This is a genomic window from Methanococcoides methylutens, assembly GCF_000765475.1.
GTDB lineage: Archaea > Halobacteriota > Methanosarcinia > Methanosarcinales > Methanosarcinaceae > Methanococcoides > Methanococcoides methylutens.
On the sequence record NZ_JRHO01000014.1, the window covers coordinates 107,245 to 130,619 of the forward strand.

Sequence of the window (23,375 nt, forward strand, 5' to 3'; positions counted from 1 at the left end):
GTTTGAATCTACCAAGATATAAACCAGGATAAGAAACTTCAGATCAAAACAACCTTACTCTAACATTTATATCCTCAAAGACCAATCTACCACCGATCAGCCATGGAACTAGAGAAGCTACTTGAAAAGTTATCCAATGCACACGGCATATCCGGATATGAGAATGACATTAAACAGATAATGGAAGAAGAAATAAAACCATTTGTTGATGGAACAAAGACCGACAAGATGGGAAATCTTATTGCCACAAAGAATGGAGAAGGCCCTACCATCATGCTGGCAGCACACATGGATGAGATCGGCCTGATGGTGCAGTACATCGATGACAACGGATTCCTGCGCTTTGTTAAGATCGGAGGATGGTTCGACCAGACACTTCACAGCCAGAGAGTGGTCGTTCACGGAAGCAACGGACCACTTCCGGGAGTGATCGGATCAAAGCCACCGCATGTCATGACAGATGAAGACAGGAAACGACCTGTAAAGGCAGAGGACATGTTCATCGATATAGGTGCAAAGGACAAAGAGGATGCCATGAACATGGGAGTAGACGTTGGAACTGCCATTTCCATTGACAGGGATTATACCCCTCTTGCCAACGGAATTGTCACATGTAAAGCCTTTGACAACCGTGCAGGTGTTGCAATGCTTATCGATGCAATGAAACAGCTATCCGAAAGTGATGTAAAGGCAACTGTCCATGCTGTAGGAACCGTGCAGGAAGAGGTAGGCCTCAAAGGTGCACGCACATCCGCATTCGGCTTAAATCCTGATGTTGCAATAGCAGTTGATGTCACATTCCCGGGAGATCATCCGGGTATCGAAAAGAAGGATTCTGCACTTGAGATGGGAAAAGGTGCAGTCATTACAGTTGTTGATGCATCCGGAAGAGGCCTCATTGCAGACAAAAATGTAGTGAAGTGGCTGAAAGAGACAGCTGAGGAAAATGAGATACCATACCAGCTCAACGTAGGCGGTGGCGGTACCACAGATGCTACTGCAATACACCTGACGCGTGAAGGCATTCCTTCAAGCACCATCAGTGTACCTACAAGATACATTCATTCGCCTGTTGAGGTATTGTCCCTTGAGGACCTTAAGGCCTGTGCAGACCTTATCACAAAAGCAGTACTTAATGTTGACAAGTATTTCTGATGCCTTTTTGGCATATCTTTTTTTATTTTTGATCGAAAACCTCACGTCTAAAAAAGATAGATATGATAGCATTACTAAATGTTATCACTGGATAGAATGAAGCAAGCTCCACACCAAAAGTACTAAAACCAATAGAAGTATTCTTTTGGCTGTTATAGTCAGCGACATGCATCTATAAATAACATCTTGATTATTAGTGATAAATCTTAAAATGATGATCATAAGATCACGATCGAAAAAAACATATTTAGCTGAAATACAAAAAATAAAAATGAGGGATTGCATTATTCGAAAATATCCGGTTTTTGGACACAACTTTACGAGACGGTGAACAGACACCTGGTGTCGCACTGAAAACAGAAGAGAAAGTCTGGATCGCACGCAAGCTTGACGATCTGGGAGTAGACATCATCGAAGCAGGCTCAGCCATCACTTCAGAAGGCGAGCGCGAAGCCATTCGTGCTGTGGCAGCTGAAGGGCTGGACGCAGAGATCTGCAGCTACTGCCGTATCATGCAGCAGGATGTGGACTATGCCTTAGAATGCGATGTGGATTCCATTCACCTCGTAGCACCTGTATCAGACCTTCACATCAGTGTGAAGCTCAAGAAGGACAGGGAAGCACTAAAGGAAATGGCATTAAGCGCTACAGAGTATGCAAAGGACCACGGACTTATAGTGGAGCTTAGCGGAGAGGATGCATCCAGGGCAGATCTGGATTTCTTAAAGGACCTGTACAAAGCAGGCGTGGAAGTCGGTGCTGACAGGGTATGTTTCTGTGACACAGTAGGATTACTTGTGCCAGAAAGAACGACCGAGATATTCAAAAAACTCACATCAGCTATCGATGTACCCGTTGCTATTCACTGCCATAATGACTTCGGGCTTGCGGTATCTAACACCATCGCAGCATTGAATGGCGGTGCAAGAGAAGCACATATGACGATCAATGGTATCGGCGAAAGGGCAGGAAATACGGCACTTGAAGAGGTCATAATGGCCCTTGAGTGGCTATACAAATACGACACCGGTATCAAGACCAATGAGCTTTACAAGGTCTCAAGGCTTGTCAGCCGTCTGACCGGACTCGCTGTAGCACCTAACAAGTCCCTTGTTGGTGGTAATGCATTTACCCATGAAGCCGGAATCCACGTACATGGATTGCTGGCGGATACTTCCACATATGAGCCAATAACTCCTGAGAGCATTGGACGTGAAAGGCAGATCGTACTTGGAAAGCATGCAGGAAAGAGTTCCGTAACACTTGCATTGAAAGAACTGGGACTTGATGTTGATGAGTCACAACTGAACGAGATAGTAGGTCGTGTCAAGGAATTGGGTGACCATGGTAAACGTGTCACAGATGCTGACCTCCAGACCATCGCTGAGACTGTGCTTGATATCTATCGCGAATCAAAGGTTAAGCTTGAGGAATTCACTGTTGTTTCAGGTAACAAGGCAATACCAACAGCTTCCGTAAGACTGATCGTTGACGGAAAAGAGGTAGTTGAAGCGGGAATAGGAGACGGACCTGTGGATGCGACGTTTGAAGGAATACGTAAGGCTGTGTCAGGTGTTGCAGATATTCATCTTGAAGAATATCACGTGGATTCGATCACCGGAGGAACCGATGCACTTGTAGAAGTACTTGTCAAACTTTCAAAGGAAGGAAAGATGGTCACTTCAAGAGGCGCACGTACCGACATAATCATGGCTTCTGTGGAAGCCGTCATTAACGGGATCAACCAGCTAATACAGGACTGAACATTCACATACATGACTGATCAGCCATAATAAAAAACAACAAACTGAAAAACAAAGATCTTAAACATATATTGATAATATCTTACCGATCAATCAAAGGAAAAGATAGCATGACCGGAAAACCAGAAAGAATGACAGGCGCAAGAGCATTCGTCGAGTGCCTGTACAGGGAAAATGTCGAAGTTATCTTCGGATATCCAGGCGGCGTGCTGCTCCCTATCTATGATGAACTCTATGATGCACACCTGCACCATCTGCTTGTCAGGCATGAGCAGGCAGCAGTCCATGCAGCCGAAGGATATGCAAGAGCCACAGGTAAAGTAGGTGTCTGCCTGGCAACATCAGGCCCGGGAGCAACAAACCTTGTCACAGGTATAGCAAACGCATACATGGATTCAATTCCAATGGTAGCTTTCACCGGACAAGTACCAAGCTCAATGATAGGCAACGATGCCTTCCAGGAAGCTAACATCACAGGCATTACAATGCCTATAACAAAACACAATTATCTTGTACAGGATGCAAAGGACCTTCCAAGGATCATCAAGGAAGCATTCCATATTGCTTCCACCGGCAGGCCGGGACCTGTACTTATTGATATGCCTAAGGATGTCACGACCGATATGATCGATTTTGTATATCCTGACAAGGTCGAGCTTCGCGGCTACAAGCCTACCTACAAAGGCAACACCCAGCAGGTTAAAAGAGCTGCATCAGCGATAGCAAAATCAACAAGACCTGTCATCTATGCAGGTGGCGGTGTCATCGGATCAGACGCAAACAAGGAGCTACTCGCCTTTGCTGAGAAGATCAAGGCACCTGTCACAAGTACATTGACCGGTATAGGCGGATTCCCAAATGATAATGACCTTTACCTTGGAATGCTGGGAATGCATGGTACCAAGTACGCCAATTATGCAGTACAGGAATCAGACCTTTTGATCGCTGTCGGAGCACGTTTTGACGACAGGGTCACAGGAAAGCTCCAGTCATTTGCACCAAATGCGAAGATCATCCACATTGATATCGATCCGGCAGAGATCTCAAAGAATATCACTGTAGACATACCTATCGTTGGAGATGCAAAAGATATCCTCAAGTCACTTCTGACATATGTCAATGAGTGTGACACAAAAGAATGGCTTGACAAGATCGCCATATGGAAACGGGACTTCCCCCTCTACTATGTCAACAGGGATGATGCAATCAAACCACAGTACATCATTGAGCAGATCAATGAGGCATGCCCTGATGCAATCGTCGTAACAGAGGTCGGACAGCACCAGATGTGGGCAGCTCAGTACTTCAAGTACAAAGAGCCACGTACATTCATAACCTCAGGTGGACTGGGAACTATGGGATATGGATTCCCCGCAGCTATCGGTGCAAAGCTCGGAAGACCTGACAAGGTCGTATTCGATATTTCCGGTGATGGATCGTTCCAGATGAACTCCCAGGAAATGGCAACTATCGTACAGAACGATATTCCGATCATCATCGCATTGTTCAACAACGGATATCTTGGAATGGTCAGGCAGTGGCAGGCATTGTTCTTCGAGCACCGTTACTCACACACTACCATCGAGGATAGCGTGGACTTCGTCAAACTGGCAGAAGCCTACGGAGCACTTGGAATTCGTGTGAATAAGCCATCAGAGGTCAGACCTGCAATTGAAAAGGCAATTGAAGCAAACCGACCTGTTATAATCGACTTCATCATTGAACGAGAAGAGAACGTATCACCAATGGTACCAGCAGGTGCAGCAATCAACGAAATACTTGACCTGGAGAAAACACAATGAAACACACACTTGCAGTTCTGGTAGAGAACAAATATGGAGTACTGACAAGGGTTGCAGGGCTCTTCTCACGACGTGGTTTCAATATTGACAGCCTCGCAGTAGGGATCACTGAAGACCCCACCATCTCAAGGATGACAATTGTTGTTCGCGGTGATGAGCATGTGCTTGAGCAGGTCACAAAGCAGCTTAACAAGCTGATCGAAGTTATTCGTGTAACAGACCTTGGCGCTGATGAATCCGTTGAAAGGGAACTGGCACTTATAAAAGTGAATACCGATGCCAGCAACCGTGCTGAGATCATCCAGATAGTAGACATATTCAGGGCAAGGATCATTGACGTTGCTTCAAAATCAGTTACAGTTGAGGTTACAGGAGATTCCAACAAAATCAAGGCGATCCAGACATTGCTGAAGCCTTTCGGAATCAAGGAAATGGCAAGGACCGGTAAGGTAGCACTTACAAGGGGATCTAAAAGTTCATAATTGAATTATTTTGATTTATAATATATGGAGAAATAAATATGGTAGAAATGTTCTATGACAAAGACGCCGATCTTGGCGCACTTAAAGGTAAGACAGTAGCTGTAATGGGTTATGGAAGCCAGGGACACGCACAGGCTCAGAACCTTCACGACTCAGGTCTTGATGTTGTAATTGGTCTTAGAGAAGGCAGCCGCCGCTGGGCACAGGCAGAGAACGATGGTCTTAAGGTAATGACAGTTGCAGATGCTGCAAAGGCTGCAGATGTCATCCAGATCCTCCTCCCTGACGAGATCCAGTCAAAGGTATACTACGCAGAGATCGAGCCAGGACTTGAAGCAGGCAATGCGCTTGTATTCTCCCACGGATTCAACATCCACTACAACCAGATCGTGCCATCAAAAGATGTGGACGTATACATGGTCGCACCAAAGAGCCCCGGCCACCTTGTAAGAAGGACATACAATGAAGGCGCTGGCGTACCAGGACTTATCGCTATCTACCAGGATGCAACAGGCAATGCACATGAAATGGCACTCGCACACGCAAAGGGTGTCGGATGTACAAGAGCCGGTGTCATCGAGACAACCTTCCGCGAGGAGACCGAGACCGATCTGTTCGGTGAGCAGGTAGACCTCTGTGGTGGTGTCGCAAGCCTCATCAAGACATCCTTTGAAGTCCTTGTAGAAGCAGGATACCAGCCGGAGATGGCATACTTTGAGACACTCCACGAGCTCAAGCTCATCGTCGACCTCATCCACGAGGGCGGTCTTGAGAAGATGTGGTATTCAGTCTCCAACACAGCAGAATACGGAGGTCTCACAGTTGGCCCGCAGGTCATCAACGAAGAGTCCCGTGAAGCAATGTACATTGCACTCGAGAGGATCCAGAACGGTGAGTTCGCACGTGAGTTCGTCCTTGAAGGACAGACAAACCACGCTGTACTTACCTCCATGGAGCGCCTCGAGAACGAGCACCCTGTAGAGGTCGTTGGTAAGAAGCTCAGGGCAATGATGCCATGGCTCAACAGCGAGCTCAACGAAGAGTAAGCTAAAAATCGATTCTAAAAATACATTTTTCAGGACACACGTCCTGAAAACCATTCTTTTTTTGATGATCCTGTGATAACATGTCAACTACTATAGAGACCATACTTGCACGCAGAAGCATCAGGGAATACACAGAATCCCCTGTAAGCAACGATGAGATCAACACCATTCTGGATTGTGGCAAATGGGCACCTTCAGGCCTTAACAACCAACCCTGGAAGTTCATCGTTGTCCGGAACGAAAACACAATCAAAGAACTGGCAGACTGCACGCATTATTCAAAGATAGTTTTGCAGGCAAAAGTGCTGATCGCAGTATACCTTGACCAGGGCACCATGTACCATCATGACAAGGATGTGCTTGCCATCGGTGCTTCCATACAGAACATGCTTCTCGCATGCGAAGATCTTGGTCTTGGAGCTGTGTGGCTTGGAGAGATCCTCAAAAAGAACGAACAGGTAAATGCTGTTCTTGAAGTACCGGAAAGTCTTGAACTCATGGCAGTCCTTGCTATCGGTCACCCGGTGGGAAAAGAGCGTTCTTCAACAAGAAAAGCTATCGAAGAGATAACATTCAACGAAAAGTATGGTGAAAAGTGGACAGGCGAAAATTAAGACCTGCCACTTTTTGAACTTTAAGCTTTAAACGTTATATTTAAAGTTTTAAGCTTTATATTTCAAATATTAATTTTTTCATTTTTCCCTGGCTTTTCTGATCGCATCTTTACGGGCTGCAGCTGCTGCCTCACACTTACGATTAGCACAGTATTCCTTGGCATCTTTCCCCTGCTCTTTTACCCTTATAAAGTGCCATCCACAACCCTCACAGACCTTATCCGTCACTGTCAAGCGTCCTTTCTTCGGAACCGATTGAGTATGACCACAGCGCTTGGTGCATCCCAGAAAACGCGAGTCCTTTGTAGCAATAAGGAACATCTGGCCATCACAGGAAGGGCACGGACCTATCACTTCAGGCGGGAAGCATTCCTTTTCCAGTTCACATGAAAAACACGGACCGATGCCGACCGACCAGAAGTATTTATTCCCCACTTTGATAACGGCAATACCATCCTTTTTACACTTCCTGGAACGCTGCACATTCAGTGCACCTGCTTTTGGAAGCGGGTATGTATTCTTACATTGCGGATAGCCCGTACATCCCACAAAACGCCCCTTGTCAGTAATGACCATGCGAAGCATACGACCACATTCCGGGCATGTCCCGACGTGATTCTTCTTGTCTGCAGCAACAGCCTCATCAGTAATTGTACCTGCAATCTGGGAGACCATGACATCGCGGTTCTTCAGCAGCTGGGAATACATTTCCTTGATAAGGGCAGTGCCTTCCTCAAGGGCCTGTGGGAACTTCTTTGTCCCGTCCTCAACCTCCTGAATGAGGGATTCGATCCGGGCACGAATATCCGGTTTGACAAGTATGGGCACAGAGCTGTGCAGCGCATCCATCAGGGTGAAACCTGTATCCATTATTGCAATGGTCTTACCCTTTGTCTCAAAATAACCACGTTTCTTGTTCGTTTCAATATGAGAAGGTGCGGTTGCCTTGGTACCGATACCATGCTTGTCCATGAGGGTCAGCAACTCTGCTTCCGTAAGCTTCTTTGGAGGCATTGTCTGTGACTTTACATTGTTGATCTTCTTCACATCTATAACATCAAGCTCTTCGAGATCAGGTAAGAGCTTATCCTTTGGCTTTTCAAAAGGATATACTGCAAGCCAACCAGCACTCTTCTGGATAGACCCTGTGGAATCGAACAACTCATCCCCTACTGTGAGCTCAAAGCGTGTCTTCTCAAAGACAGCTTCAGGCAGCAGGTTTGCAATAAAGTGTCTTACTATAAGGTCATAGATATCCCATGCATGAGGCATTTTGACAGCCTTTTCAATTTCTGCACGGGAACCTGCTTTTATCGGATGGATAGGGGGGTGGTCATGACCATCTTTCTTCCCGTTACGAGGAGTTATCGTGCTCTGAGAGAGAAGCAACAGTGCGAAGTCCTGATAATCGCCTCTGGTAAATCCTTTTAGGATCTTCTTGAAATCCATATCATCGGCATACTTGTTGGTCTCTGTCCTGGGATAACTTGTAAAACCGGAAAGGTAAAGCTGCTCTGCGACCTCCAGAGCCTTTTCAGGACTTACCCCAAGGAATTTGGATGAACGTTTCAGGAACTCATTGGTGTTAAGCGGGAACGGAGCATTTGTCTTCATCTCCTTTACAGTCTTCTTTGATACCAACGCGGTCTTACAGCCTTTGATCTTGCTGAATATAGCATCTGCTTTTTCCTTTTCATAAATGTGACCGCCACGGTGAGCCCCTGCAAAATCGGTTCCTTTTCCGATAAAAAATCCTTCGATCTTCCAGAAGTCCTTCGAATCGAACTTTCGTATGGCAAGTTCACGCTCATAGACGAAACCACATGTAGGTGTCTGGCAGGGACCTACAGACAGCACCCCTTTGGTCCTAGCACGCTCTCTCACGGAAAGGGTCACAAAGCGAGTGAATGCTGCGCCCATCTTCAGATCAAGAATCTGCCTTGCCTCTGCGGACATTGCCATGTTCTCATCAGGCTCCACAAGATCTGTAAAGGCTTTCTCGATCTCACTTTTTGAAAGAGAAGAGAACCTTGCTCTCTTGACGGTCGACTTTGATACCTTTTCAGCGATGGATTTGGCCTCAAACCCTATATTTTCACCTTCCCTGTCAAAATCGCAGGCAAGAACAAGAAGATCAGCGTCTTGTGAAAGCTTTAGTATCGCATTGCCAAACTGGGCTTTTGTGATCTGTTTTACCGGTTCGGTGTCCAGAAGCAGAGCAGGATCGACATCCCTCCAGTTATTGAACTCCTCCGGGTAATCATAACCCATGATATGTCCTGCAAGTCCCATTATTTTCCAGGGGACACCGTTCCTCTGGAATTCATAAACAGGAACCCCGGCTACAATTGTTCGTCTGGCCGAGCCGCCGGCTAATATGTTCGATATCTGAGCTGCAGCTTTGTTCTTCTCTGTGAATACGACTGTGGTCATGGAAATCAAAGGCAAATAACGTTTTCAAATGGCGATACTGTTCCTAAAAAAGGTGTGACATAAAATGGTACTAACAGTACATTAATTATCGTATTCGATTATCAAAATTGATCATCATATAGATCAGGCTCATAAGGAGAAGATCCGATTTTATCAAAAGATAACTAAGAGATGAAGAAAAAGAATGCAACCTCATCAAAAACTTCATAAATATACAAACCAATCTAATATTGGAGGGTAACTATGCAATGTACTGTTTGTGGAGTTGAAACTGAAAACAAATATTGTAACGATTGTGAAAAGATACTGGAAGAAATTATCCAGAAGGTCGGAGAAAAACGCTGGAGTGCAATTGACGACTGCTCATACATCTATCCCATGATAAAAAGGGCAGCCAAAGGAGAACTAACCGTTAATGACATAATCAACGCAATGGAAGTTGAAGATTAAAACTAAATAATATTTCGAGGGATATGGAACCAAATGGTTCCTTAACCCCTCATACGATTCTCACTGCTTATTTTTTAAGAACAATAGCTACTGCCAATCCTGTAGAGATCAACTATTCTGCAATTTATTCTTTAGTAATTAAGCCATCAAGGAAATAAAAAAACAGTATTTGGAAAGTCAGGGATTTAAGGTATCAAAAGTGGTGAGCAATATAGCTCACCTTGAGACCATGACATCTACCTTGGAGTGACGCAACACTTCCTCTGCAACACTTCCAAGAAGTAATCTTGTAAGTCCTGTCTTTCCAAGACTTCCCATTACAATAAGGTCCATTTTGTTCTCTTCTGCATACTTGATGATCTCTTCTGCCGGATGGCCCTCAAGGACCAAGGTTTCAACCTCAACGTCACTAGAAGAGCAGGCATCTGCAACCTGTTCAACAGCCTTTTTAGCTTCTTCCATCATGACCTTGAATGGTACTTCCCACTGCATCATCCTGGAACCTATAGGCATTGAAGAAGATGGGTGCGTAGGTACTACACAAACTGCATATACCTTTGCATCAAGTTTTTTTGCAATATCTATACCGGATAAAACTGCACTATCCGCATTTTCTGATCCGTCAGTAGCTATCAGGATCTTTTTATATTCATTACCAGTCACACAATTACCCCCTTGTTGATCTGTAAGCAGTGCATGGTGCACTTTGCTAAATAAATATAAACTTCAATAATATATCAACTTTCCCAAAACATGATAAGAGACTGACATTTCCGAGAGGATGAAACATATATATGTATCATTGCTGTATTGAATCCTAAGAACCGGCTATAATCATGCTTAAAATCATTTTTTCGGAGTTACAATGACGTTAATGGAAGATGCAAATAAGGGCCTTATCACTCCAGAGATAGAACGTGTGGCAGAGGTAGAAGGTATCGATGCAGATACAGTTAGATCCTGCGTTGCAAAAGGGCTTGTAACGATCCCAAATAACATCAAGGGAAAATCCCGGGCATTCGGTATCGGGAAATATATGAGCGTAAAGATCAACGCCAATATCGGTACCTCAAGGGACTTTGTAGACATTGAGGATGAAGTTGAGAAAGCTAAGGTCGCTGTTGCTTACGGTGCTGACACGATCATGGACCTATCCACAGGCGGAGACCTTGACCTGATACGTGCAAGGATCATGGATGCAGTAGATGTGCCAATAGGTACCGTGCCAATATACCAGGCTGCAGCTTCCCACAAGACTGTAGTTGACATGACATCCGATGACATGTTCAATGCCGTGCGCAAGCATGCTGAGGACGGAGTAGACTTTGTCACTGTCCATGCAGGTGTTAACTACAACGCGATCGAGAGGCTCAAGAACAGTGACAGGATAACAAATATGGTCAGTCGTGGCGGTTCATTTACCTTTGCGTGGATGACACACAACGAACAGGAAAATCCATTCTATGCAGAGTATGACTATCTTGTTGAGATCGCAAAGGAATATGACCTTACCTTAAGCCTTGGAGATGGAATGAGACCAGGGTGCATACACGATGCATCTGACGGACCGAAGTTCATGGAATTTATCACACTTGGCGAGCTTGTGAGTAAAGCAAGGCAGTCTAACGTACAGACCTTTGTCGAAGGTCCGGGACATGTGCCATTGAACGAAGTTGAGCTCAGCGTAAAAGCAATGAAGGAACTATGCCACCAGGCACCACTTTACCTGCTTGGTCCACTTGTTACTGACATTGCACCAGGTTTCGATCACATCACAGGTGCTATCGGAGGAACACTTGCCGGCATGTGTGGCGCAGATTTCCTCTGCATGACAACACCTGCAGAGCATCTCGCACTTCCAACAGTCGAGGACATCCGAGAAGGAGCAACTGTCACTAAAATAGCAGCCCATGCTGCAGACCTGACACGTGATGGTCAGAAAGAGCAGGCACGTGCACTGGATAACAAAATGGCAGTCGCCCGTGCAGAGCTTGACTGGGATACACAGTATGAGATCGCAATTGACACAGAAAGGGCTCGCAACATCAGGGAGAGCAGGCACAGCGGAAGCGATGCATGTTCCATGTGCGGCGAACTGTGTGCAATGAAGATCGTAAAGAGCGCACTTGAAGAAAGCAGGCAGAAAAATAATACTTCTTCCTGATCTTATTTTTTATATTTCATCTGTATTTTAGATTTTATCTTAAGTTCTTTTACAGTTTATTTTGAAATATCTTCCTTAATTTATTCGTTAATTTATTTCTGACTGACATTGACCGGGATTTTACCCTAGGACCTTAGCTTTTTCACCAAACCTTTTTACAATTAATGTGTCGATAAACCTGTCTAAATATAGAAAGGTTTAAATGAGAACATTGTCATAATAAATATTGCCGATAAATCGACAGGTTTGCAGATATTAGGAGATGATGCAATGGCCCTTCTGAAGGATCAGGACATAAAAGAAAAAGAGACAGTTATCGAAACTATTGACCTAAAAAAGAGCTACTACCTGACGGATGTTGAAGTCCCCATACTTCACGGCATCAATATCAACGTGAAAAAGGGTGATTTCGTAGCAATAATGGGTCCATCAGGTTCCGGTAAAAGCACTCTAATGAACATGCTTGGATGTCTTGACAGACCCACTGAAGGTCATGTGATGGTCATGGGGATGGACATCAACATGATCTCCGATATGGAACTGGCAAAGCTCAGAGGAATGGAGATAGGGTTCGTGTTCCAGAACTTCAGCCTTGTTTCCAGGCTTTCAGCCCTTCAGAATGTCCTTTTGCCAACCTATGCAAACCGCAGATCGGACATCGATGTGAATGAACGTGCCAGGCAGCTCCTCGACCTTGTGGGACTTTCAGACCGCATGGACCACAAGCCAACTGAACTTTCAGGAGGGCAATCACAGAGGGTTGCCATTGCCAGGGCACTGATCAACGATCCTGCCATAATCCTTGCAGACGAGCCTACGGGAAACCTTGACTCAAAGACAAGTATCGAGATCATGGAGCTTTTTTCAGAACTACACAGAAAGGGAAGTACGATAATCATGATCACACACGACCCTGAGACCTCAGCATATGCTGATAGGACGATCCATGTCAAAGACGGCTATATCGAAAATAACTAAGGTGAGGATAATGCAAAGAAGAAACCTGAAGATAACAAAAGAATTACCAATATTTGCAATCCTTCTGGTGCTGTTGACAATTATGTTGACCCCAGTATCAGCACAGGAAAGCAGTGCAACAAGCCTTGATGTGGACATCCAGAAGTACGAGCCATATCCAGCGGAGATAGGACAATATGTTGACGTCTGGATCAAAGTAGAAAACTTCCGATCAGGACAATCTGATGATGTTTCCATAAGACTTGTACCCGAATATCCACTCTCTCTCGATTCCGAGAACAATGCCATCAAAGATATCGGCATACTCTCCCCCGATACTGCATCCGTGCAGGAATACCGCCTGTATGTGGACGAAAATGCAAAACCGGGAACAGCTTCTTTTGATGTATACTACAGAGGTGATAGCGATAGCCCCTGGGTAAAAGATACTTTTGAAATGAAGGTTGGGTCTACTACCTTTGAAAGCAAGGGAACACTTGAACTGGAAGATATTACAGCTAATCCCGGTGTATTCAGCCCGGGAGATACCGGAACCGTCAGTTTCACACTAACCAATACTGCCACAGAGAACACAATAAATTTCGAAGGTAAGGATTACGATACTAATGCACGTATCCAGTCTGCAACTCTTTCAGGCTCTGAGATCATCCAGACCACAAGCGTAGAACAGGATGCCGGAATAATCGGACCGGGAAATTCGGTAACACTTACATTTAATGTGGAAGTTCCTGAGGAAACACCGGAAGGTACCTACTACCTTGACCTTTCAGTTATCGGAAATTCACACGCCTATAATAACAACTGGAGAGTTCCACTTACAGTTGATAGCTCATCCCTCAAGATGATACCGTCAAAACCAATGATACTTACTAACGGTGAAGGGAAGATCCAGTTCGATGTGGCAAACCTTCATCCAAATACACTTTCATCCGTAAGTGTCAGACCGGAAGCTGAAGGCATCAAATTCTCACCAGCAGAGTATTTTATCGGGACCATGAAGCCTGATGAACTTTTTACCATAGAGTTCACTGCAGTGGTGGAAGATGAAGAAGCAGTAACCCCTCTTACGCTGGATGCAGAATACAGGAACGGGTTCAACGACCACACAACCTCCGAAGAGGTCGGTAGTTTTGACATTACGGAAGAAGATAACGGAAGTGGTGTCACAAGCGCTGCTGCAGCCCTTGGACTGGCGGTAGTCGCCGGATCGACACTCTTTGTCTACAGAAAGAAGAAACAGGATTAATTCCAGGAGTGATGGACATGGTCAGCCTCAGGCAGTCACTTGAGATCGCAACAGGAAGCATCTTCAACTCAAAGCTTCGTTCCACCCTTACAACCCTTGGCATAGTTATCGGCGTAGCTGCCGTTATAGCGAATGTTGCTATTGGTGCAAGCTTTAACCAGTACTTTGACGAGGAGATCGGAACCATTGGATCCAATTTCATATATGTAGGAGCGGGAGCAAACGAGGCGAACGTCCTGTTCGATAATGAACTGGAGGTCGTCAGGAACACACCCGGTGTTGTCAGGGCATCCCCACTCAATGAACAAGTTGCTGAGGTGACATACATGTCGGACTCAAGAAGGGTGACGGTCATTGGAGTTACAGGCGACTATGATGAGGTCGCCAACATCCAGCTCAGTGAAGGAAGCTTCATCAAGGACAATGACCAGTACGTTGCCGTTATTGGAAATGAGGTCTCAGAGGATACTTTTGAGCGCAGGCTTGCAAACAAGAATTCCATAGATATCACCTTCCGAACCCGTGATGGCGAGGAGATCACGCAGACCTTCCAGGTAAAAGGAATTGTCGAAAAATCCGAAGCAAGTTTCATTTCAACAGGACTGGACTCTGATACAAGTATATTCGTTCCAATTTCCACAATGAACGAGATCCTGTCAGTAAACGATTATTCCGGAATATTTGCAGAAGGCGAATCCATAGATACCGTTACCGAGACCTCAGATGAAATAGACAAGAGGCTCGGACGCTATATGGGGATCTCTTCGAGGGATATGGAAAAGGATGATGTCAAACCCTACTTTATCGTGGACCAGCAGGAATTGCTTGAAGAGGCAGGGAGCCTTTCAGATGCACTTACTGCACTTCTGACAGCGGTTGCATTGATCTCACTTGTTGTGGGATCCATTGGCATCATGAACATCATGTTAGTAACGGTTACAGAACGCACATCAGAGATCGGTTTGATGAAAGCTATCGGATACTCCAATTATGATGTCCTGACAATGTTCATCGTGGAATCCGCTGTTGTGGGAACCATCGGGGGAGTAATTGGCGTGGTCCTCGGTTGCGTTGGAGCATATGGTGCTGCAACCTTCATGGGCCTACCTGTTGTTCTACCTGCAACAAAGATATTCGCAGGGTTTGTGATCTCAATACTTGTAGGTCTGATAGCAGGCGCTTATCCCGCTAACAAAGCTGCAAAGATGAAGCCAGTAGATGCATTGAGACATGACTGAAAAATGATCAGAATAAAAGATGAGATCAAAAATGCTGATAATAATAGAGATAAAAATAGAATCAAAATTTAAAGAGAACAAGGTGAACTAAAATGCTCGATAGCTGGATATTTTTCCCGATAAATGCAATAATGTTCCTGATGTTTGCAGGACTTGCAATAGCAAGTACATTATTCTGGATCTGGATGCTTATCGACTGTGCAATGAACGAACCATCACAGGGAAATGATAAGCTTATATGGGCAATTATAATAGTCTTTACGCAGTTATTGGGAGCAGTGATCTATTTCTTCTTCAGAAGACCAAAACGGATCGCACAGGAAATATCAAAGAGTTCAGAAAATTAATAAGTATATAGGAGGGGGAACATATGGTAGAAAGAAGCATGAAAAGTATGATACGGGATTTTTTTGGAGTGGTCACACGTAAACAGACCTATCTGAACCTCATCTACCTGTTGTTCTCTTTCCCGCTTGGAACAGCATATTTCATATTCCTTGTGACAGGACTTTCAATGGGCCTGAGCCTGTCTATCACCCTTATCGGCATCCCAATACTCCTGTTGATGCTCGTAGCATGGTGGGAGCTGGCATCTTTTGAGAGGCAACTTGCCATCTGGCTTCTGGGAATTGATATCCCGCCAATGGAATCCCGGAAGTTCACAAACCAGAAGATGACAGAGAAGCTGAAAGGGTATATCATGAACCCAGTCACATGGAAAGGACTGGTTTTCCTGTTCATCAAGTTCCCACTGGGAATATTCACGCTAATAGTTTCATTTACATTAATAGTATTCACAATAGCCCTGATTGCAGTACCTCTTATCTACAAGACCGATTACGTGAACTTCGGAGCTTACCAGGTGGATTCGCTCGGGGTGGCTATTACAATAATGTTTGGAGGACTGCTATTAGGAATTGTCTCACTACATATCATGAACGCTCTTGCAAAGCTTTCCGGAATACTGGCATATCACCTGCTTGGGAGTACAGGCTCCGCAAGCATAGATGAGAATGACTATACATACATCAATGATGTTGACATCGAAGACGATGCCGAAGAGGAAAGTCCAGACACAACAACTGAAGCAACCCCAGAATCAGCAGAAATCGAAGATGTGGATGATGTTGGGGCTGAAAATAATCCAAAGGATTAAGATTTTGCCAGTGAACAATTTGTGTTCTCACCAATGAAGAACATCACAGCAATGAAGATGGTATCAAAAATGAATAATAGCTGGTCAGTAGAAACCGATCCAGGATCAAACTTTCATTTTGGCCAGATCACCGTAGAAATCAAGTATCAATAATGTTAGCTTATTGTCAAGGTTCAGGCTAAAGGTGCGTATCTGCTTTCCAAGGCGTTTTTCGGTCACGATGTTCGCTTCAAGCAAAGGTTCGATGACCCTTGCGACACTTGAATGGGAAAGGCCGGTCTCTTCCGCAATACCTGATAAGTAGGTGGACTCACCTTTGTGGTGAATAAGGTTCTTCAGAACAGTTATCTGTGCCGTCTTTCCGAATATTTTTTCAAGAGCATCCATTAATATCATCGTTAAATATACAATTATAACTTATAAGACTTTCTAATAATTGGCTGGCAGATTCAAAATATGAATAGACCTTGTTATATTTAGAAAGGCTTTAATAATATCATTCGTTTATATTTAGATATATTTCAAAGTTGTGGTATATATGGAAAAGGAAACGCTTGACAAAGACATCATGAGACTTCTCGAGGAACAGCCGGATATCAGCACCAAGGAAATTGCAGAAAAACTATCTGTTTCTGAAGACATGGTGGCAAAAAGAGTAAAGGCCCTTTCAGATACCCGAGAGAAGATACTTATCGTGGATGATGAACCTGATGCTGTCATGGCCACCAGAAGAGCACTTGAAGCAGATGGATACAATGTCATCGATGCAGGAGATGGTGCCATGGCATTCGATCTCCTGAGGTCCGATATCCCGGACGTTATCCTTCTCGATGTAATGATGCCGGATATGGATGGCTTCGAGGTATGTAAGAGGTTAAAAGAAGATCCTGCGTACAGGAACATACCTGTCATAATGCTTACTGCAAAGGGAGAGATCGATGACAAGGTCGGCGGTCTTGATATCGGGGCAGATGATTATGTAACAAAACCTTTCAACCTGAAGGAACTGAAAGCAAGGATCAAAACGGTGCTGAGAAGAGCACAGGAATGATAATTATAACGCACTTTTTGTGCTGACCCCCTATGTTTGCCAGAAAAAGCAGATGGAATGCTATCATCGTTCTTTTCATAACGATGCTCTTTATCAGCTCGATCCTATTTTTAGGGATCAGGGCAAACACCGAGGTCGAAGAGCAGTTCATCGAGCAGTATACCCAGGGGCAAACATCACAGGCACAGCAGATCTCCACCGGCATAACCACCTTCCTCAATGAGAAGGTTACCATGCTGGAGGTCCTTTCCATACAACCCCACCAGATACCTGATGATAATTTTGAAAGCACCTTTGCCAACATATACGAAAAATCAAAGGGCTTTTACGTTATTGAGTATGTGGACAAGAATGGAACTATAGTATCAGGGTATCCCGAAGAGAACACACCGCTAAGATACAACTTGTACGAGAATGAAAACAATATTCCTTTTGATATAATAAAGCAGACCGGTGAAACTTACATTACCGATCCACTCACCACGTTTGAGGACGAACTGGCAATATATGTGTGGGTGCCTGTATACGTTGGTGAAGATGACTTTGAAGGCGCCTTTATCGCAGTTATCGAGATCGATGAGATCGCTGAAGAGACAATAAAAACGGAAAATCCTGCAGGATATATCTACCTGATCAACGACCATGCAAGACTTCTCTACGATAGTGCTGAAACAGAACTTATTGGAAAGAACTACTTTGATATTGTAAATGAACCTGATGTAAGCCGCCTTGAAATAATCGGAATGCAGACAGAGGGGCTTTCCGGCAGTGGCAGTTTTTCGGAAAGGAACGAGAATGGTTTCCTGGAGCAGAAGATCATATCCTACGAACCTGTGATATGGAAGAACCAGCAATGGTCCGTGGGTGTTGTTACACCTCTATGGTATGTGGAATCCCTTGTCCAGTCAATATACATTAAGCAGGGACTCTTTGCAATGATCTCTGTTGCATTCATCCTCTTCATAGGCTCATTTATAGCACTGATCCTGTTCTCCTGGAACAAGACACTCGAGGGTGAAGTAAAGAACAAGACATCCGAGCTGGAAAGGTCTAACGAATACCTGCAAAATGCCAACACGAAGCTCAAGGAGCTTGACAGGCTCAAGAATGATTTCGTGTCAATGGTGTCACATGAGCTGAAAACACCATTGACCGCCATGAAGACATCCAGTGAGTTCATGAAAGAAAGTGAATGCAACCCTGAGGTCAAGGAAGAGATGCTTGACCTTATAATAAGGAACATCGACCGTCAGGCAAGAATGGTGGATGATCTCCTTGACATCTCACGCATCGAATCCGGCAGGATGAAATTCAATCCGGAAGATGTGAACATCAATGAGATCGTTGAGACATCCCTGCAGACAGTTGAAAAGCAGGCAAAGGACAAAGGTATCAACATTAAGGTAGGATATCCTGAAGAGAGCCTTACCATCAAGACGGATAAGGACAAGCTTATCAGGGTATTTGTGAACCTCCTGACGAACGCCATCAAGTTCACACCGCATGATGGAGAGGTTGAGATTAGCGTAACGGATGCTGGAAACCACATACAGGCAAGTATCAAGGACAATGGTATCGGCATACCTCCTGAAAAGCGGGAGAAGATATTCGATAAGTTCTACCAGGTGGATAGTACCGCTACAAGAAAAGCAGGTGGAACAGGTCTTGGACTTGCGATCATCAAAGGAATTATAGACGGGCAGGGCGGCAGCATATTCGTGGAAAGCGAAACCTACAAGGGCAGTACATTCACATTCAGATTACCAAAAGAGCTAAAGGAAGAAGACTTTACAGAGATAGAGCAGTATTAAGGTTGAAACATGAAATTAAAGATAAAAGCATTATTGGTTCTCATCATTGTAGCAGCAATATTCCAGAGCGGATGCGCATCCATAGATGAAGAAAGCTTCAATGCCGATATTGAGGGATATGCAGACCCTATTGCAGAAAATGCACTCCAGGCCATCAATGAAAAGAATTACACCAAATTCTCCGCTGATCTGGACCCGACGATGAAAAAGGCATTCACTGAAGAGATCTTTCTGAAATCCGCAAACATAGTTCAGGATGAAATTGGAAACTATACTTCAAAAGAACTGCTGGAGATAAATACTGCTGAAAGACATACGGTTGTTATATATAAGGCCAATTTCGAAAAAGAGACCGATGATGTGATCCTAAGGCTGATATTCGTAAATTCTGATGGACAGGTAGAGCTCAGAGGCATCTGGCTTGAATCCTCACAATTAAAGAAGCGTATGGCTCTGGAAGAGAGAATATAAGGCCATACCTTCTTTTTTGCTCTTCTCCTTCCCCCTTCTTCTTTTACCTTCTTCTTTTCTGATCAAAGTTCAGTTCAACCTGCAACCTACTACCGTAAGGTATCAAAATAAAGCATAAAGACATCAAGTCAGCAGGAATACAAGGATTCCTTTTAAAAAATGAACAAAAAAGATAGCATCAGAAGAGAACTTCGAGTTGGAAGGGAGTATGTGGTGTTTGCATGTGTGTGTTAGGGTAGTGACTCATCAGTTGTTAAGTAACTACTCAAAGTTCTCTGCCAATGTACAATACAATAAATACCCGAATTATACTTAAACCTTTCTATAAATGGACAAGTTTTTTGAAATTTGTCTGGTTTTATAACTGCATCAATAATTAATTGCCGTTAACCTTATAGCCCATCAAGTATATGTGATGGTTCAGTGGTACCTGAAAATCAAGATATAAGGTACCTAATTCAAACAAAAATGGGCTCGTGGTCTAGCTGGTTATGACGTTGCCTTCACACGGCAGAGGTCGGGTGTTCGAATCTCCCCGGGCCCATCACACTTCTATTCTTTTAATTTCAAGATGAAGAGCTTTGGTTTTACTGTTAGTGAGGTGGTGAGCGTAGCTCATCACCTCGGTCCGCGCTCCAGAAGCGAGATCTGGCTGCTACACAAATTTCCTATTTATAGGTGTCATTTCCTCATCAGCATCAGATAAAAGCGTCGGAATCAAAATAAAATGAGAAAATTCACCATCTGTTTTGATCTTAATTGATCAGTGATCATTTCAATTTTGGATCTCTATATTTTCCCCTGCTTTTTCTTATACGTGCAGCTACCACTTTATATTCGGGACACAAGGCATCACTGTCGCAAATATCAGATGTTAAATTATTGATCATAACCTCAGGAAAGTGGAAAGTAGTACTTAATATTCCTTTTTTTACCGCAGTTGAGATTCGGGCTTTGATATCTACTTTCCCGCGTGGTGATTCTACACAAACCATGTCGCCACTGTTGATCAAATATTCTTTTGCATCATCGGGGTGTATCAAAAGTACATCTTCAGCGATCAGTTGTTCATTGGGCGTACGACGGGTCATTACTCCACTGTTGTAATGTTCCAGTCCACGGTTAGTTGTAACAATGAAGGGATAATCTTTGCTATGTTCCTGTAGCTCCACCGATTCCTTATAGGTCTGCTTATAAAATGTCCCCATACCTCGTTTAAATGTTTCTTTATGTAATATGGGAGTATCAATGCCGCCATCATTCACAGGCCACTGCAATCCGTTCTCGCCCAGATTTTCCCAGGTAATGCCTTTAAAAAAAGGAACAATTTGAGCAATTTCATTTAATACGCCTTGTGCAGAGTAATCCGGTTGCGGATAACCCATGCACTGCATGATCTCTGTGAGTACCTGTCCATCGGGTTTGGTGCCGGGTAAATGTTCAACCACTCTGTTCACGCGTTGTACACGACGTTCTCCATTGGTGAATGTACCTTCTTTCTCCAAAAACGAAGCACATGGCAATATAACGGTTGCGAGCTTAGCGGTTTCGGTCATAAACAATTCCTGAACCACCAGGAGATCCAGTTTGCTCAATGCTTTTATCACCATTTGGGTATTCGGATCTGTTTGTACCACATTTTCCCCAATGATCCACATCGCTTTCAGTTTATCCTGTAGCGCAGATTCGTACATCTGTGGAATTTTATAACCGATATGTTTGGGTAGTTTGGCACCATAAAAATTCTCATACAAGGCATGCATTTCATCGTTGGTCACATCCAAATAACCGGCACCCTGATCTGGCTGACAACCCATATCTGCTGCACCCTGCACGTTGTTTTGTCCACGTAATGGATTTACACCCACGCCCGGACGACCGATATTGCCAGTGATCATGGCCAGATTGGCAATCAACATAACAGTTGAGGTTCCCTGTGAATGTTCGGTTACTCCCAATCCATGGAAAGACATCGCATTTTTTGCGGAGCCATAAGCAATTGCCGCTTCACGCACAAGATCGCGATCCACACCAGTTATACTTTCCAATTCATTAATATTCAGCGAGAGAATATGTTGTTTAAATTCTTCAAATCCTTCGGTGCGTTGTTCTACAAATGAAATATTAACTAAATTTTCTTTAATAATATAATAAAAGAAAAGATTCAGCATGGCCACATTGGTACCGGGTTTTAGTTGCAGATGATAATGTGCATAACGGGCCAGTTCGGTTTTACGAGGATCAATTACGATCAGTGTTGTGTCCTTTATGGCAGCCTGCTTAATTTTTGCACCTGTAACCGGATGTGCATCGGTAGGATTGGCTCCGATCACCAGCATACAATTGGTGCATTTAATGTCTTCAATAGAATTGGTAGCGGCACCGGTGCCAAAGGTGCGTTGCATGCCTAAGGCAGTGGGAGAGTGGCATATACGAGCACAGCCATCAATATTGTTAGTGCCGATCACTGCACGCATAAATTTTTGCATCAGATAATTTTCTTCGTTGGGACAACGTGATGATGAAATACCGGCAATGTGATCAGGTCCATTTTCTTTAATGATCTCATTCAGTTTAGAGGTGATAAAATCATAGGCTTCATCCCAGGTGGCTTCAACAAATGCACCATTCTTTTTGATCAATGGTGTTCTGATACGATCGGGGTGATTATAAAACGAAAATGCAAATCGCCCTTTTAAACACATGTGACCAGGATTAACTTTGCTATCCCACGGGGCTTGTATCGATTTTACTTTTCCATCTTTAACAGATACATCTAAATTACATCCTACGCCGCAATAGGTGCAAATGGTTCGGATCTTTTTATCCACAACAATGGATTTGGATTCATATACATCCGATATTGCAGAAGTAGGACAGGCTTGCGCACAGGCTCCACAACTTACACAAGACGATTCTATAAAGGATGTATCCATACCTTTTATGATCCTGCTTTCAAATCCTCTGCCGGCCATACTTAGCACAAACATTCCCTGAACTTCGTCACAGGCTCTTACACAACGTGAACAATTGATGCATTTAGACAGATCTGAAGTCATGTAAGGATGACTCAGGTCTTTGGTTCTGTTCAAATGATCTTTACCGGCCGGGTATCGTGCATCTCTCACACCCACACGTGCAGCTACTTCCTGCAGCTGGCAATTGTTGTTCACTTCACAGGTTAAACAATCCAGCGGATGGTCGGTAAGTACTAATTCAATAATATTTCTACGCAATTTTAAAATGCGTTCTGATGAAGGATAGATGTGCATTCCTTCTGCGACCGGTGTATGACACGAGGCCACCACTTTAGTGGGCCCGTCTTGTTTTAATGCAACATCTACACTGCACACTCTGCAGGCACCAAAGGGTTTTAGGTGGCTCACATCACATAAGGTCGGAATTAGTTTATCACCTTGTGAACGTTTCACAAATTGTAATATAGTTTCGCCTTCCTGAATGGCGTGTGGATGATCATTGATATAGGCTAGTTTGTTCATGTGCATTGAATTTGT

20 protein-coding genes and 1 tRNA gene are annotated in these 23,375 nt (G+C 44.1%); 17 read left to right on the top strand and 4 right to left on the bottom strand.

Features of this window, described 5'->3' with window-relative positions; all coding sequences use genetic code 11:
• Nucleotides 1–102: 102 nt before the first annotated feature.
• The 6 genes from LI82_RS07730 to LI82_RS07755 all read left to right on the top strand — a co-directional run bounded on the left by LI82_RS07730 (nucleotide 103) and on the right by LI82_RS07755 (nucleotide 6,862).
• A complete protein-coding gene (locus tag LI82_RS07730) occupies nucleotides 103–1,155 on the top strand; it encodes a M42 family metallopeptidase (RefSeq protein ID WP_048194777.1) in 1,053 nt (350 codons plus the stop codon).
• Between the two features lie 278 nt (nucleotides 1,156–1,433).
• A complete protein-coding gene (locus LI82_RS07735) occupies nucleotides 1,434–2,918 on the top strand; it encodes a (R)-citramalate synthase (RefSeq protein WP_201770320.1) in 1,485 nt (494 codons plus the stop codon).
• 110 nt (nucleotides 2,919–3,028) lie between these two features.
• On the top strand, nucleotides 3,029–4,720 hold the full coding sequence (locus LI82_RS07740; RefSeq protein WP_048194780.1) for an acetolactate synthase large subunit: 1,692 nt from the start codon (nucleotides 3,029–3,031) through the stop codon (nucleotides 4,718–4,720).
• Nucleotides 4,717–5,202, top strand: a complete 486-nt coding sequence (gene ilvN / locus LI82_RS07745) for an acetolactate synthase small subunit (RefSeq protein ID WP_048194782.1) — start codon at nucleotides 4,717–4,719, stop codon at nucleotides 5,200–5,202. Before LI82_RS07740 ends, ilvN begins: the two co-directional genes overlap by 4 nt.
• A gap of 38 nt (nucleotides 5,203–5,240) precedes the next feature.
• On the top strand, nucleotides 5,241–6,248 hold the full coding sequence (gene ilvC / locus LI82_RS07750) for a ketol-acid reductoisomerase (protein WP_048194784.1): 1,008 nt from the start codon (nucleotides 5,241–5,243) through the stop codon (nucleotides 6,246–6,248).
• 80 nt (nucleotides 6,249–6,328) lie between these two features.
• Nucleotides 6,329–6,862, top strand: a complete 534-nt coding sequence (locus LI82_RS07755; protein ID WP_048194786.1) for a nitroreductase family protein — start codon at nucleotides 6,329–6,331, stop codon at nucleotides 6,860–6,862.
• A gap of 78 nt (nucleotides 6,863–6,940) precedes the next feature.
• Here LI82_RS07755 and LI82_RS07760 read toward each other — a convergent pair whose 3' ends face one another.
• A complete protein-coding gene (locus tag LI82_RS07760) occupies nucleotides 6,941–9,295 on the bottom strand; it encodes a DNA topoisomerase I (protein ID WP_048196118.1) in 2,355 nt (784 codons plus the stop codon).
• Between the two features lie 243 nt (nucleotides 9,296–9,538).
• Between LI82_RS07760 and LI82_RS07765 the strand changes: the two genes are divergently transcribed.
• Nucleotides 9,539–9,745, top strand: a complete 207-nt coding sequence (locus tag LI82_RS07765; protein ID WP_048194788.1) for a hypothetical protein — start codon at nucleotides 9,539–9,541, stop codon at nucleotides 9,743–9,745.
• Nucleotides 9,746–9,961: 216 nt separating this feature from the next.
• On the opposite strand, the gene LI82_RS07770 is transcribed toward LI82_RS07765, so the two are convergent.
• Nucleotides 9,962–10,408 carry a universal stress protein gene (locus LI82_RS07770; protein WP_048194790.1) on the bottom strand — a complete coding sequence of 149 codons (447 nt, stop codon included), beginning with the start codon at nucleotides 10,406–10,408 and terminating at the stop codon, nucleotides 9,962–9,964.
• Between the two features lie 202 nt (nucleotides 10,409–10,610).
• Between LI82_RS07770 and thiC the strand changes: the two genes are divergently transcribed.
• From thiC to LI82_RS07800, 6 genes are all read left to right on the top strand, one after another.
• On the top strand, nucleotides 10,611–11,909 hold the full coding sequence (gene thiC / locus LI82_RS07775) for a phosphomethylpyrimidine synthase ThiC (RefSeq protein WP_048194792.1): 1,299 nt from the start codon (nucleotides 10,611–10,613) through the stop codon (nucleotides 11,907–11,909).
• A gap of 270 nt (nucleotides 11,910–12,179) precedes the next feature.
• Nucleotides 12,180–12,887, top strand: a complete 708-nt coding sequence (locus LI82_RS07780) for an ABC transporter ATP-binding protein (protein ID WP_048194794.1) — start codon at nucleotides 12,180–12,182, stop codon at nucleotides 12,885–12,887.
• A gap of 10 nt (nucleotides 12,888–12,897) precedes the next feature.
• Nucleotides 12,898–14,133, top strand: coding sequence for a COG1361 S-layer family protein (locus tag LI82_RS07785; RefSeq protein ID WP_048194796.1), 1,236 nt, complete (start codon nucleotides 12,898–12,900; stop codon nucleotides 14,131–14,133).
• 17 nt (nucleotides 14,134–14,150) lie between these two features.
• Nucleotides 14,151–15,371: an ABC transporter permease gene (locus LI82_RS07790; RefSeq protein WP_048194798.1), complete on the top strand. Its 1,221-nt coding sequence runs from the start codon at nucleotides 14,151–14,153 to the stop codon at nucleotides 15,369–15,371.
• A gap of 92 nt (nucleotides 15,372–15,463) precedes the next feature.
• Nucleotides 15,464–15,718 carry a PLDc N-terminal domain-containing protein gene (locus tag LI82_RS07795; protein WP_048194800.1) on the top strand — a complete coding sequence of 85 codons (255 nt, stop codon included), beginning with the start codon at nucleotides 15,464–15,466 and terminating at the stop codon, nucleotides 15,716–15,718.
• 23 nt (nucleotides 15,719–15,741) lie between these two features.
• Entirely contained in the window at nucleotides 15,742–16,527 is a 786-nt protein-coding gene (locus LI82_RS07800; protein WP_048194803.1) for a sensor domain-containing protein, read from the top strand.
• A gap of 105 nt (nucleotides 16,528–16,632) precedes the next feature.
• On the opposite strand, the gene LI82_RS07805 is transcribed toward LI82_RS07800, so the two are convergent.
• Nucleotides 16,633–16,914, bottom strand: coding sequence for a MarR family transcriptional regulator (locus tag LI82_RS07805; RefSeq protein ID WP_048194805.1), 282 nt, complete (start codon nucleotides 16,912–16,914; stop codon nucleotides 16,633–16,635).
• 151 nt (nucleotides 16,915–17,065) lie between these two features.
• Here LI82_RS07805 and LI82_RS07810 point away from each other — a divergent pair, with 151 nt between their 5' ends.
• The 4 genes from LI82_RS07810 to LI82_RS07825 all read left to right on the top strand — a co-directional run bounded on the left by LI82_RS07810 (nucleotide 17,066) and on the right by LI82_RS07825 (nucleotide 20,404).
• Nucleotides 17,066–17,578, top strand: a complete 513-nt coding sequence (locus tag LI82_RS07810) for a response regulator (protein WP_048194807.1) — start codon at nucleotides 17,066–17,068, stop codon at nucleotides 17,576–17,578.
• Between the two features lie 32 nt (nucleotides 17,579–17,610).
• Nucleotides 17,611–19,389 (top strand): sensor histidine kinase, encoded by a 1,779-nt coding sequence (locus tag LI82_RS07815; RefSeq protein WP_048194809.1) that lies wholly within the window; start codon nucleotides 17,611–17,613, stop codon nucleotides 19,387–19,389.
• A 9-nt stretch (nucleotides 19,390–19,398) separates the two neighbouring features.
• A complete protein-coding gene (locus LI82_RS07820; RefSeq protein WP_048194811.1) occupies nucleotides 19,399–19,860 on the top strand; it encodes a DUF3887 domain-containing protein in 462 nt (153 codons plus the stop codon).
• Nucleotides 19,861–20,330: 470 nt separating this feature from the next.
• Nucleotides 20,331–20,404, top strand: a tRNA-Val gene (locus LI82_RS07825).
• 226 nt (nucleotides 20,405–20,630) lie between these two features.
• Here LI82_RS07825 and fdhF read toward each other — a convergent pair.
• Nucleotides 20,631–23,360 carry a formate dehydrogenase subunit alpha gene (gene fdhF, locus LI82_RS07830; RefSeq protein ID WP_201770312.1) on the bottom strand — a complete coding sequence of 910 codons (2,730 nt, stop codon included), beginning with the start codon at nucleotides 23,358–23,360 and terminating at the stop codon, nucleotides 20,631–20,633.
• Between the last annotated feature and the right edge of the window lie 15 nt (nucleotides 23,361–23,375).